Consider the following 13051-nt stretch of genomic DNA (forward strand, 5'->3'; position numbering starts at 1 on the left):
CTGAACATTTGCTTGTGCTGAATAGTTAGCGGCAGGAACATTGTCGAGTGACCACTCTGACCTCCGTGACTGCGCAGACACCGACACCCACCCGAACTCCTCGGGGGCGTATCGACCCTCGATTGCTGGTCGTCGGAGGCGCAGCCGCGATCTCGATCAGTTCGCTCCTCATCAAGCTGGCCGATGTCGGGCCCTCGACCGCCGTTTTCTTCCGTTGCTTCCTGGCCTTGCCGCCGCTGTTGTGGTTGGCGTGGCGGGAGTACCGCCGGGTGGGCAAGCCGAGCCGGCGGGCAGTCGTTCTGCAGGTGCTCGGCGGTCTGTTGCTCGGACTGGATTTTGCATTGTGGTCGCAGTCGATTCTGATGATCGGCGCGGGTATGGCGAGCGTCGTCGTGAACGTGCAGGTGATCGTGGTGCCCGCACTGTCCTGGTTGGTATTCGGCAATCGGGTGCCGATGCGCTTCGTCTTCGCCCTACCGTTCATGTTCACGGGAATCGCCCTGGCGGGCAGCGTGTTCGGGGGCGGGGGAACCGGCGACGAACTGCTGTGGGGAACGGCGCTCTCGCTCGTCTCCGGAATCGCGTACGGCGGTTACATCTTCGTGGTCGGCCGTACGGGCGAGGCGGATCGGGCCGCGAGCCAGGTGTTGATCTCGACGACGTCCGCGGGCATCGCCGGCTCCGTCATCGGATCGCTGTGGGGCCGGATCGATTTCGTCCCGGGTTGGGAAGCGTTCGGCTGGCTCGCGGCACTGGCGCTGGTCGGCCAGGTGTTCGGCTGGATGCTGATGGGGCACTCGCTCCCTCGGCTTCCCGCCGAGGTGGGCGCGACGCTCCTGCTCATGCAACCGGTCCTCGCCGTGCTGCTGGCGGTTGTGCTGCTCGGCGAACGGCCAGGCGTTGGGCAACTACTCGGGTGCGTCGTCGTTGTCGGAGCGGTCTCGGCCGTCTCCGTACGTCGCACCCGAGCAGTCACCCGAGTAGGTAGCGCAGGCTAGTGCACTCGCATCTCGCCGGGCATCCACATGCCCGAGCGGGTTGCGGTGCCCGTCTCCACCTCTGCCGGAACAGCATTCGGGAAGTACCGGTCGTAGCGCTCGAGTGATCCCCAGTCCCGTGCCCAGTCGTCCTTCAGGTACGTCGGAACCGTCGTAGCACCGGCGAGGACCTCGGTGAATCCGAGCGGTCCACCGTTGTCTGCGGACTGCCAGGTATCGGTGGAGCTGACGGCCAGGGGACGGTCCGGGAGGATGCGGAAGTTCGGCATCTCGGCCACACCGTTCTGATGTGTGAACGGACGTTGGCACGGGAACTGAAGGCCGACAGCCCAGTCCAGGAGAACCGGCTGCTCGCTGCCGATGTACGAGTCCAGGGACTCGAGCTTGGGCACGCGCGGCGGCGTGAATGCCATCCACTGATCGCCCGTGAGGTTGGGATCGAACGCGACCACCCGAACGGCGTCGGCATCTGGCGCGAGTTCGTCGATCGGGATACGGACGTTGCGCCACGACGGCGCCGGGCCGATGTCTCGCGGCATGTACGAACCCTGAACCTGCACGGTTCCGTCGGGCTGAGTCTTGCCGTACTCGACCAGAAGCGACTGGCCGTACGTGATCGCACCGGTGTTGTCGACGGACCACACGCGGCCCGCCACGGACATGACCACCAGCGGTGATTCTTCACTGCGAGTGGGCAATCCGTACCAACTCGAGATGAGGGAAGCAGGTTCCTGCACGCCGGGCTGGTAGCTGCCCATGACCGGTGTCTTCGACGGATCGAGGCCGAAGGGGAGCTTGGCCGTGCTGCCGTTGACGCCGAGGTTACCGGTGCCGCCGCTGGTTCCGGCGCCGGAACCGGTAGCGAAGGTGGGGCCGACACTCTGGCTGTCGGTATTGCCCATGCCCTGCTTGACTTCGATGTAATCGGCGGTCAGATCGCTGGGAACCCCATTGGGGGAGAAGCCCTTCGAATCGACTCCGGACAACGGATCCTCGGCGTTGAATCCGGGAGCGGGCAGAGGCCGCAGATTTCCGGAATTGACGTCGGTCTCGACCAGAACGTCCTCGGCCATGCCGCAGGTCTTGCCCGCGAGTGCCTCGATGTTGCTTCGGCCCAGCGAGTACGCCGGGTACTGCGACACAGCGCCCTTGAGTAGTGAGAGCACCTCGAACAGGACCATCAGACCGGCGATCACGGTGAGCGGAGCAGCCGCGAACTTGCGAATTCGTCTGCCCTTGGCCGTGTTCGGCTTCTCGGGCGGGGCTGCAAATCCCTCACGCAGGTACTGCCAGGCGGCAAAGGCCAAGGCGAGAGCAAAGAGCGCGAGGAACAGTGTGTTGGATTCACGGCCGTCGTAGGAGATGGTCTTGTCGAACCACGGAACGCCGTAACTCGAGACGTACCAGTAGCCGTTGATGCCGGCGAACGTCAACGCGAGCATCAGGAGCAGCCCGGCCACGAACACCGATCGGTTGCGACGCGAGCGCAGGGCAGACGCGGACACTGCCACGGCGGTCAGCGCGGCGAGAGAACCGGCGATGCCCGCGTACGCACCGAAGTGGTGAGTCCACTTGGTGGGGTTGAACATCATCAGGAACATCGTGCCGAAGACGACGCCGACCAGGCGCCACGACGGACCGGTTGCCGCGCCGGGGACGCGGCCGCGGCGCAACAACACGAAGAGCGTCGTGAAGAGGCACAGGATCATCGTCAAGAACGCGAAGCGTCGGGCAACCGAGCCGTCGACCGTCTGGACGAAGAGGTAGTAGTAGCGCAGGAAGTCCTGGTACCACTCGAGATTGGGCCCGATGATCGTTCGGACGCGCGTGGCTTCCATGACGCCGGCAAAGGTCTGGTCGGCGAAGATGACCACCAGCACGATGGTTCCGGCAGCGGCGATCGGAGCGAGAAGCGGCAGTGTGCCGACCAGTCGGTGACGCTTGACGACGATGCGCACCAACGGGCGCACACCGGCGAGAAGGGCTGCGATACACATCAATCCGGTGGGTGCGGCGGCAAGAGTGAAGGCGCCGATCAAGATTGCCGTGGCCGCGGGCAGCAGACGTCCGGTGGCGATGGCGCGCTCGATGGAGCACCAGGTGAGCAGTGCGCCGAGAGCCACGATGGGCTCGGGGCGAAGACCGTTGTTGTACGCCAGCCAGAAGGACAGGAATACCAGACCGCCGGTCCACAGGGCGACGTTGCTCCGGCGAACCGCCCGGCCGAGACGCGGGACGACCTCGCGGCTGATCACCATCCAGCAGAGGATTCCGGCGAGCAGAGCGGGCAGACGCATGAACGGGCTCGCCGTCGAGATCTTCGCCATCACGGCCAGGACTTCGTAGTACCAGCCGAACGGGGCCTCGGGAACGCCGAACCAACGGAAGTAGTTGGCCATGTATCCCGCGTCCGGCGAGACTCGGGCCATGGTCAGGAGATAACCGTCGTCGGCGGTGTTCGCGCCGATGAAGTGCCAGACGACCAGCGTGCCGACCACAACTCCGTCGATACCGGAGAACTTCCACCAGCGTTCGGGCAGGAAACGTCGGTGCTTGCGGCCGTCGGTGCCGTCGAGGCGAGCCAGGGCGACCAGCGCGACGATGGTCGAGAGCACTGCCACGATCATCGCGACCAGCTTCAGGACGCTGGGGCTCGACGAGAAACGTGAGTCGATCGTCATCGAGAAGCCGAGGCCCTCGGGGGCAGCGCCGTCGGGCAGGTCGCTGAAGACGCCGACCACCTGCGGGCGGAAGTCGCCGTCGAGCTGGCCACGAATCGGGTTGCCGTCGGGATACGTCAGGCCGACGAACTCTGCCGAGGTCCGGTTGACGTCAGAGCTGAACGCGATGGCGCCGCAGCGACTCGACTCGACGTCCTCGCGCGCTGCCGAAGCTACGACGACGTTGCGATCGAGCACGTCGACGCTGGTAGCGGACACACGGACGAACATCGACGAGAGCGCGGCACCGTCGCCCTGAGCAGGTGCCGTCGACATCAGGATGCCGCCGCCCTCGGGGAGTGAGCTGACCGCGGTGCAGGGGATCGACGCGTTGACGTCGATGGGAACCTGCGCCATCAGCGGTGCCTCGACGTCGCCGATCACGCCGTTCTGTGGCCAGTTGACCGTCGCCGTCGTCTGCACGACAGGAAGCAGAGGAGTTGCCAGTGCGAGTACGAAGCCGAGCAAGCCGGCGATGATCGCAACCCATCGAGTGCGATGGAAACGCTCGCGGGCATCCTGACCAGCAGGAGGCGGCGAACTCGAAGTCTGGGGTGAAGCTGTCACGGCGTCGGGCACGGCTACCGATGGTATGTCAGGGCTGAGCGTGGACCTACCGTGCCTGGGTGGTTGGTAGGTCCACGCGTAACAGTTACGACTGGTAACGAATCGGGCCCGGTGTCCAGGTGCCCGACCGGGTCTCGGTGGTGACGTTCATTTGCGCGGGAACTGCGTCCGGATCGAGCGGTGTGTACTGCTCGAGCGAACCCCAGTCACGATCCCAGTCGTTGTCCAGGTAGGTGGGCAATGCCCTGGCCGAGAGCAGTTCGCTGGTCCAACCGAGCGGTCCGCCGCCGTAGTGGTCCTGCCAGGCGTTGGTGGACTCCGCGCCGATGCGGTCGGGCAGAATGCGCCACTCGGGGATCTCGGCGACGCCGTACAGATGATCGACCGGACGTTGGCACGGGAAGGCCAGACCGACGGCCCAGTCCATCAGCACCGGATCGGTGGATCCGACGACGTCCTGCAGCGTGCGCATGGTCGGCACTCGCGGCGGTGTCACCGCCAGCCACTGGTCGGCACTGATGTCGGTGTCACTGGCCACCAGACGCACGGTGTCGGCGTCTGCGGGCAGTTGATCCATCGGAACGCGCAGGTTGCGCCACGACGGCGACGGGCCGATGTCGATCGGATCGACTCGTCCCAGCGCGTCGACGCTTCCGTCGGCCTGCTTCTTGCCGTACTCGACCTGCAAGACCGCGCCGGGGGTGACGATGCCGTCGGAGTTGACGTAGCGGATTCGTCCGGCCGCGGCGACCGTGAGGAGCGGTGCGGCGTCGTTGCGCTCGGGCAGTGAGTACCAACCGGTGGTCAGCGACGCGTTCTGGGGCGCTCCGTAACTACCGAGCACCGGCGTTTTTGCGGGGTCGAGCCCGAACGGGAGCGCGACGTTGCTGCCGTTGACGCCCGAGGTCGACTGCGAGCCGCCAGCGGTTCCGGATCCGGTTCCGGGCGTGCTGGTGGTGCCGGACTGAGAGGTCGTGGTGTCGAGGCTGTTTGCACTGCCCGCCGTCGAGTCCTCGGCGTCTGCGGTGAGGTCGCCGGCGACTCCGTCCGGCGAGAATCCGGTCGATTCGCTTGCACCGAAAGCTCCGGCGCCGGCGAGGTCGGTGGGCCTGTCCACCAATTGCAGGACGCCGGTGTTGGGATCGGACTCCACGAGTACCTCACCCGCGAGACCGCAGCTTCCGCCGAAGACGGATTCGATGTTGGACTTGCCGATCGAGTACGCGGGGTACTGAGCGACCGCTCCCTTGAGTAGGGACAGCACCTCGAAGAGCACGACGGCTCCGGCCGCGATGGTCAACGGTGACGGGGCGAGAAGGCGAAGTCGCCTTGTCTTCTTGACGCTGTCTTCTGTGCCGTTTCGCTCGCGCGGCTCCATGACGTGGTACCAGGCTGCCAGCAGCAGGGCGAGGATCGTGAGGCCGAGGAAACCCGTCGAGAATCCCTTGCCGGCGATTGACGGCGGCTTGTCCCACCACGGCACGCCGTAACTCGAGACATACCACCAGCCGTTGGAGCTGGTGAACGCCACAGCGAGGATGAACAGGATGCCCGCGGCGAACAGCGCGCGGTTTCGTTTGGAACGCATGCTCGACGCACTCACGCCGACAGCGGCGAGCACGGCAACCGTAGCGGCCAGACCGGCGTACACACCGAAGTGGTGGGTCCACTTGGTGGGGGTGAACTGCATCAGGAGCAGCGACGCGAACACGATGCCGAGGATTCGGCGCGAGGGCCCGATCGCGGTGCCGGGGATCCGGCCCTTGCGCAGGATCATCATGACGCAGAAGACGAGTCCGACGATCATGACGAACATGCCGAAGCGGCGTGCGAGTGAGCCGTCGGGGGAGATGGTCATCAGTGCGTCCCACCGCAACCGCTCCTCGAACCACGGAACGTTCGGCCCGACGGCGGTTCGCACCCGGGTCGATTCGAGAACTGTCGCGAGGGTTTGATCTGCGAAGACTGCGACAAGAACCACGGTTCCGGCTGCGAGGATCGGCATGACCTGGGACAGGAAGCCGACGCGTTTGCCGCGGGCGATCAGGATCTGCAGGATCGGCCGGGCTCCGGCGATCAGCGCGCCGATGGCGATCAGCCCGGAAGGCCCGGCGGCCAGCGAGAATGCGGCGATCAGCACGGCCATCGCGGCGGGCAACAGACGTCCGGTGGCGATGGCGCGCTCGATGGAGCACCACGTGAGCAGGGCGCCGAGGGCAATGATGGGTTCGGGACGCAGGCCGTTGTTGTACGGCAACCAGAAGGCCAGGAACACGAGCCCGCCCGTCCAGATGGCAACCTTGTTGCGGCGCACCGCAACACCGAGTCGCGGTATCACCTCGCGGCTGATGACCATCCAGCACAGAATGCCGGCGATCAACGCGGGCAGGCGCATCCACATGCTCGCGGTGCTGACCTTCGCGAACAGCGCCAGCACGTCGTAGTACCAACCGAACGGCGCTTCGGGGACGCCGAACCAACGGAAGTAGTTCGCCATGTACCCGGAGTGCTCCGAGACTCTGGCCATGCCGAGCAGATAACCGTCGTCGGAAGTGTTGGCGCCGAACACATGCCAGAGCGCCAGCGTGCCGATCACCAGGGCGTCGATGCCGGTGAACTTCCACCACCGTGCCGGAAGGAACCGCCGGGCACGACGGCCGTCGACGCCGTCGATCCGGTGCAGTGCGTACAGCGAGACGATGGTCGAGAGTGCCGCGACGATCATCGCGAACAGTTTGAGAAGTGTGGGGCTGGACGAGAACCGCGAGTCGACGTCCATGTGGGCGGACAGTCCGGCGGGCGCTGCGCCCTGCAGGTCGGTGAAGATGCCGACAACCTGTGGGCGGTAGTCACCGGTCAGGGTGGTGCCGACGCCGTCGATTCCGGTGACCGCCGCGACGGTCTGCTCGGAGTTGGTCGTGATGGTGATCGCCGTGCACCCGCTCAGTTGATCGAGCGGAGCCGAGATCAGCACCGAATCGCGAGTGAGTGCTTCCAGGCGGTCGGCAGTGGTGCGGACGGTGAGGCCGCGGGCGTTTCGGTCCGGCGCACCGTTCGGCATGGTCGAGAGCAGTGTGCCGCCGCTGCCGCCCAACTGGCCGAGGGTGGAACAGGGAATGCTGATGTCGAGCGATGTGGGCGAGTAGGAGATCAGCGGCGACGAGACGCTGTTGACGGTCCCACCCTGCGGCCAGTCGATGCTCGCGGCTTCCTGCTTGACGGGCAGGAACGGCGTCGCGAGTGCAAGAAGCAGGCCAAGAAGGCCGGTGACTATCGCGATGAGTCGTGCCGTCCGGACTCTCTGGGAATCCGATTCTCGGGGAGCTTCGGGGCCAGTGGGCACGGGTTTCGGGGGCACTACTACTTCAGACGGCACAAGGAACGATGTTAGGCGAGTGCGGGCCCACACATCCTGAGAGAACTACTCAGGATGCAACTTCCTGTTCGGATTGTGGTGTTTCAAGTGTTCGGGCGATGGTGTCGAGTGAAATACCCAACACTTCCGCGACCGCGCTGATGGTGAAGAAGGCGGGTGTCGCGATGCGTCCGGTTTCGATCTTGCGCAGCGTTTCGACGGAAATACCGGCGTCGAGCGCTACCTGAACCATGCTTCGGTCCCCCCGCGCCGATCGCAGGAGTTCACCCAGCCTTAGTCCTCGTTCGAGTTCTTCCGCCGTCAGCGGCACGCGCACCATGTGCTTATAGTAATACCGGTATAGTTATTCGACAAGGAAGGTGTTCGAGATGGTCGAAATCAAGACCGCAGGGGAAATCGACGCGATGGCGGCGGCGGGGAGAATCACCGCGCAGGCGCTGGCTGCGGCGCGTGAGGCGGCGAGCGTCGGAGTGACGTTGCTCGAATTGGACGCCGTTGCCGCGGAGGTCATTTCGGCTGCCGGCGCCTCGGCGCTGTTCTTGAATTATCGGCCGGCGACGGCGCCGATACCCTTTCCCGGTGTGGCCTGCATCAGCGTGAACGATGCTGTGGTGCACGGTATCCCGAATGGGTACCGACTCCGTGACGGTGACCTGATCAGTATCGACTGCGGTGCGAGACTCGACGGCTGGTGCGGCGACTCCGCCATCAGCTTCACCGTCGGACAGGGAAGTAGTGAGGATCAGGCACTGATCGACGCGACCGATGAGGCACTTGCCCGTGGCATTGCCGCCGCCCAGCCCGGAAACCGATTGGGCGACATCGGTGCCGCGATCGGACAGTACGCGCGTGGCCGCGGGTACGGCATGCTCGCCGATCACGGTGGGCACGGCATCGGCCGCGAGATGCACGAAGGGCCGGATGTGCCCAACGAAGGTAGAGCAGGCAAAGGCTTCAGGTTACGGCCCGGCCTGGTCATCGCCATCGAACCGATGCTCATTGCCGACGGAACCGACGACTACCGGCACGACGCCGACGGGTGGACCCTTCGCACCGTTTCGGGCGCCAGGGCTGCGCACAGTGAGCACACTGTCGCGATCACCGAAGACGGTCCGGTGATCATGACCCGCTGATCAACCCGCTCAGCTCTGGTTGGAGGTCTTGCCGCTAACGAGGTCTCGTACGTCCCACACCCACACGTCGTCGACGCGCTTGGCGTCGAAGCCGACCAGCTCGTCGACCGTGTGGCGCAGGGCGTCGTCGCCGGAGAATCGGGGAAGCACCAGTACATCGGCGTGCCAGTACCGCAGGTCGGTCAGTGCGTTCGCCCTGGTGCCCACGTCGATCAACGGGACCTTGCCGGTTTGTTTGGCATTGACCAGCAGGGTCGAGGTGGGCCGGGACTCGGCGCCGTAGATTCCGGCGCGGGTCTTCGAATCCGGGCCGACGAAGTACCCGCCGGCGATGGGGAAGCCGAAGTCGGCGTCGACCTGCCAGCTCAGTGCGCGGGCGTCCTCGGCGCTCGCGACAGGGGCCGTCACCAGAGTGCCGTCGCTGACGTAGTTCTCCCACGAGCCGCTGGTGATGAATTCGGGCGTCGCAGATCGCTGATCGGCGTCGATGGGGGTCGGGATGAGGGGAATCATCGCGACGGCGAGCGCCACCAGCCAGACACCGGCTGCCGTGCGGCGCGGTCCACGAAGTTCGACAAAAGCGCGGTAGGTGCCGAGGGTGAGCAGCAGCCCGATCGCCGGAATCGCGCCCATGGCGAATCGGGATTCGAGCACCGATTCGAACAACGGCAAGTCGGCGAGGAGTTTCCACGGCAGGGTGATGCCGGTCTTGTCACCGTCGATGGTCAGTTCGGAACCGAGCGAGAGCACACCCATCACCACGATCACGGCGGCGGCAGCGCGGGTCAGACGGATGCGCCACAGCCACACCGTTGCACCGAGAAGCAGGAGCACCAACGGCCATCCGAAGTACGCATTCTCCTCGGTCGGGTTCATTCGGAACTCCGCGCCCTCGGGATCACCCGCAACCGATTCGGTCGGGAACGTGGTGAGTGCAGCGGTGTCGTTGCCTGCCTGACCGTGTGAGACGCCGTCGTAGCTCGCAGGGCCGAAGAACTGCGACCACAGCGGCACCGCGGTGATCAGGAGTGTGACCGCGCCGCCGATCACGAGACCGGGCATCGCGCGCTTGATCGCCTGGCGCGACTTGGCCAGGTCAGGCAGTGCATAGGCGGCGCCGAACACCATGGCTGACATCGTGAAGATGAGGAGCGGCTCTTCGCCGAGGAAGATCTGCCACGCGACGAGTAGGCCGAGAACGATTCCGTCGCGAACCGGACGCTTGCCGTTCGAGATGCGTACTACCTGCAAGAAGATGAAGGGGAGTACGAAGAAAGCCACGAAGTTCGGATGACCGTTGGCGTGCGAGATCATGGCGGGCGCGAATCCGCAGAACCCCGCTCCGACGGCGGCGGCGATCTTGGAGCGGACGGAGACACCGGTCAGTACGTGCCGCGAGAATGCCCAGTACCAAGCGATGGCGGTGCCGCCGAGGCCGGCGGTCAGCCCGATCGCATACGTGGCTGTCGGTCCGAAGATCAGCGTGATCGGGGCCAACGGGATGCTGATGCCGAACATCGCGGTATTGGCCATCAGGTTCACGCCGAGCGGGTAATTCTGCAGGTCACTGAACAGCGGGCTGCGGAACTGGGCGAGGGCGTGAGCGGTATCGGCGAAGAACCATTCCCACATGGCCTGGTCGCGGCCCGCGTTGAACAGATAGCCGGACTGCAGATCGCTCCACAGGTTCGACATCACGTAGATCGCCGCAACGGTGAACGTCGCCATGATCGCGAGGTCGACAAGACGCCCGCGCTGGACGACCGAGCGCCGCACTGCTGAACGGACTCGCCCTGGACGTGCTTCTTCGAGCAGTTGGACGTCGGGCAAGGTCTCGGTCATGCAGTCGGTGCCTTTCGGTTCTGGCGCCCATCCCTGAAGTGGCAGTTCTCAGAAGTTCGGGGTGGCCTATTTAGGTCTCGATTCGATAACTTCCTCTGTCAGAGTAACGAACAAAACGGTTCGCGTCCGCGAGCGGGCGCAGCCGACGGGACAAACCGGGCCACCCGACTTGTCCGGAAAGTAATGTTTTCGTGCATCGTTTGACGGGTTCGTGACCGGGGTATCGCAACAAGGATCTTGCTCGCGTTTGTTCAGGCAGCCCCGACGAATCCCATCCTCGACGAAGAGTTGGAACCTACGTCCGGGGCCTATACCGGATGGGATGGTGCTTGTGCATGTCGAAGACAGCAGTTCGCAGTAGCGCAGTGGGAGCAGTGGCCTTACTGGCCGTTGTCCTGGGGGGTGGGACGGCGTCGGCAGGCGTCGACAACACCAGTTCGATCACCGACGTCAAAGGAAATCGGATAGAGGTCTATCAGGCTGATACCGCTATCCACGTCTTTCCGCCTCTCGACAGCTCACCGCTGAGCGTTGAGTTCTTCCACGACGGGGTTGCCGGCGTGAAGATCGACGGGCCGGACGCGGCAAGCTTCACCGGAACGAAGCTGACTATCGGTTATCAGATCGGCTATCCGATCGCGCTGACCGGTGCGACGGTTGTTCTCAACAGTCCCGGCCTCGACTGGGCAGTCGAGAGCGGAACGAACCTCGGTATCGGTCTGGTTCCGGACTTCGAACTGGGCCTGGACATTTCGAACGGGTTCGCCATCGGCGGCGACATCATTCCGTCGCAGGAACTGGACGTCGATCTAGCGCCGGGCGGTATCACCGACGTCGCGCTACTCGAAGACCAGGAATTCGACGGACCTGAAGCAGCCGTCCGGCTCTCCGGAGTTCACGGATACGTACAGGGAGCAATCGGGCCGGTAACCATCAGGCCCTACGCGAAGGCTGTCACGTCGAATGGCGATACCGTCGTCACTTACGGTGTGCCGCAACGGTTGTAGTGCAGTACCGGCGCTCCCGCCCTCACGCTGCAACAGCGTGGTGGTGGGAGCGTTCCGCGTTGTGAGTTGTCGAATCGGTGCCACGAATAGGCTCGGCGTCCGCCCAATGGGCACTGCGGGAAACACTGACGAGTTTCGCGACCAGCCGTGCCGCGATCCACACGAGGTACACGGCGGTGATCAGAAGCAGAAGCGCCCAGTCGTGCGCGAAGAATCCGACTATCCCGCCGATCGTGAACGCGAGGGCGACGAAGACGACGCGTCCGCCCACGTCGGTCTCGACCAGATACTCCGGCTCGATCGGATCGTCGAAGTCGTTCGATTCATCGGCGTCTCCAGCCGATTCGGCTCTGGACTTCTCGTGGTGTTCGGTCGGGATCTCGAGTAGCTCACCCCATTCGAGCACCGCAACGGTGTGTGCGGTGTCGGTCGGGATCGCGCGGTAGTCGCGGGACTCGGAAACGTCGATGAGAGCCCTTGCCAGAGTGAGTACTTCGATGCGATTGCGAATCGCGACGCTCAACACTTCGTGGAAGGCCTGCTCGCGCCCGAACGGTTTGCCGCGCGCAATGACCAGAACATGTTCTGCGGAATCGAGAACTGCACGATGCGGTACAAGCTCGCGGCTTTGCGTAACGAGTTCGCTCACTGTCATCACCTACCCCGCCGGTGGTTGATGCGGCCGTTTGCTCGACTGCGCTTGGAGGGGCTGAGTACCCCGGCAGTTTCGGAAACAAACTCGCCGGACAGCGTGTCAGATTTGCGCAGCCGGGGCCGAGAGTGCTCCGAGGCAACTTTCGATCAGGTCGGCAACAATCACGTGAGCACGTTCTCGGCTGTCGACGCGACCCTCCCACGTGGCAAAAGTGACGACGGCGAGCACGGTCAGAGTTGCCGCCCGAAGTTCGGCGATCTCTGCCGGCAACGAGGACGCAGTGACTATCCGCCGCTGAACTTCGCGGAAACTCTCGGCCTGCATGTGATCACGGATGGTCGACGACATGGCCGGGTCGAAGATCGACTGCACCAGGAACCGTGCGTACAACGTGCCCTCGCGGTAGATGGTCTGTTCCGCCAACGGCAGGACGAGAGCCCCGACGAGGGCGCGCATCGTCGGTGGATTCGCGTCGAGATCGATCGTGTCGAGCAACTCGCGTCGACGCTCACCGGCAGGTCGCATTCTGGACTCGACGACGGCCGCCAGCAAACCTTCACGTGAACCGAAGTGATACTGCGCAGCCGATTTGTTGGCCTGTCCGGCTTCGGTCTGAACATCACGAAGCGTCAGAGCGGCCAGACCTCGTTCGGCAACCAGACGCTCGGCTGCATCGATCATTGCCGCTCGGGCATCGGTTCGGGTCACGGTATGAAGTTAGGGGTGCGTCGGGGTCGCGTCAACGACCCCGAC

9 protein-coding genes are annotated in these 13051 nt (G+C 64.6%); 3 read left to right on the plus strand and 6 right to left on the minus strand.

Features of this window, described 5'->3' with window-relative positions; translation table 11 throughout:
- Nucleotides 1-47: 47 nt before the first annotated feature.
- Nucleotides 48-998, plus strand: a complete 951-nt coding sequence (locus GJB56_RS23475) for a DMT family transporter (RefSeq protein ID WP_113683450.1) — start codon at nucleotides 48-50, stop codon at nucleotides 996-998.
- Here GJB56_RS23475 and GJB56_RS23480 read toward each other — a convergent pair.
- The 3 genes from GJB56_RS23480 to GJB56_RS23490 all read right to left on the minus strand — a co-directional run bounded on the left by GJB56_RS23480 (nucleotide 995) and on the right by GJB56_RS23490 (nucleotide 7980).
- On the minus strand, nucleotides 995-4297 hold the full coding sequence (locus tag GJB56_RS23480) for an arabinosyltransferase domain-containing protein (protein WP_020968115.1): 3303 nt from the start codon (nucleotides 4295-4297) through the stop codon (nucleotides 995-997). The genes GJB56_RS23475 and GJB56_RS23480 overlap by 4 nt on opposite strands.
- 73 nt (nucleotides 4298-4370) lie before the next feature.
- Entirely contained in the window at nucleotides 4371-7661 is a 3291-nt protein-coding gene (locus tag GJB56_RS23485; protein WP_442792696.1) for an arabinosyltransferase domain-containing protein, read from the minus strand.
- A 49-nt stretch (nucleotides 7662-7710) separates the two neighbouring features.
- Nucleotides 7711-7980 (minus strand): helix-turn-helix domain-containing protein, encoded by a 270-nt coding sequence (locus GJB56_RS23490; protein ID WP_003943854.1) that lies wholly within the window; start codon nucleotides 7978-7980, stop codon nucleotides 7711-7713.
- A 49-nt stretch (nucleotides 7981-8029) separates the two neighbouring features.
- On the opposite strand from GJB56_RS23490, the gene map reads away from it, so the two are divergent.
- The gene (gene map / locus GJB56_RS23495; RefSeq protein ID WP_070796571.1) at nucleotides 8030-8794 is read left to right on the plus strand and encodes a type I methionyl aminopeptidase; all 765 of its coding nucleotides are present in this window, start codon (nucleotides 8030-8032) and stop codon (nucleotides 8792-8794) included.
- 9 nt (nucleotides 8795-8803) lie between these two features.
- Here the strand turns inward: map and GJB56_RS23500 are convergent, their stop codons facing one another.
- Nucleotides 8804-10636: a glycosyl transferase gene (locus GJB56_RS23500; RefSeq protein WP_113683452.1), complete on the minus strand. Its 1833-nt coding sequence runs from the start codon at nucleotides 10634-10636 to the stop codon at nucleotides 8804-8806.
- Nucleotides 10637-10971: 335 nt separating this feature from the next.
- Here GJB56_RS23500 and GJB56_RS23505 point away from each other — a divergent pair, with 335 nt between their 5' ends.
- Complete coding sequence (locus GJB56_RS23505) at nucleotides 10972-11643, plus strand: MspA family porin (RefSeq protein ID WP_020968119.1); 672 nt, start codon at nucleotides 10972-10974, stop codon at nucleotides 11641-11643.
- 22 nt (nucleotides 11644-11665) lie between these two features.
- On the opposite strand, the gene GJB56_RS23510 is transcribed toward GJB56_RS23505, so the two are convergent.
- Together GJB56_RS23510 and GJB56_RS23515 are read right to left on the minus strand one after the other, a co-directional pair.
- On the minus strand, nucleotides 11666-12298 hold the full coding sequence (locus GJB56_RS23510) for a hypothetical protein (RefSeq protein WP_195849558.1): 633 nt from the start codon (nucleotides 12296-12298) through the stop codon (nucleotides 11666-11668).
- Between the two features lie 99 nt (nucleotides 12299-12397).
- A complete protein-coding gene (locus GJB56_RS23515) occupies nucleotides 12398-13006 on the minus strand; it encodes a TetR/AcrR family transcriptional regulator (RefSeq protein WP_230091058.1) in 609 nt (202 codons plus the stop codon).
- Between the last annotated feature and the right edge of the window lie 45 nt (nucleotides 13007-13051).

It is taken from the genome of Rhodococcus sp. AQ5-07 (assembly GCF_009707305.1).
Taxonomy (GTDB): Bacteria; Actinomycetota; Actinomycetes; order Mycobacteriales; family Mycobacteriaceae; genus Rhodococcus_F; species Rhodococcus_F erythropolis.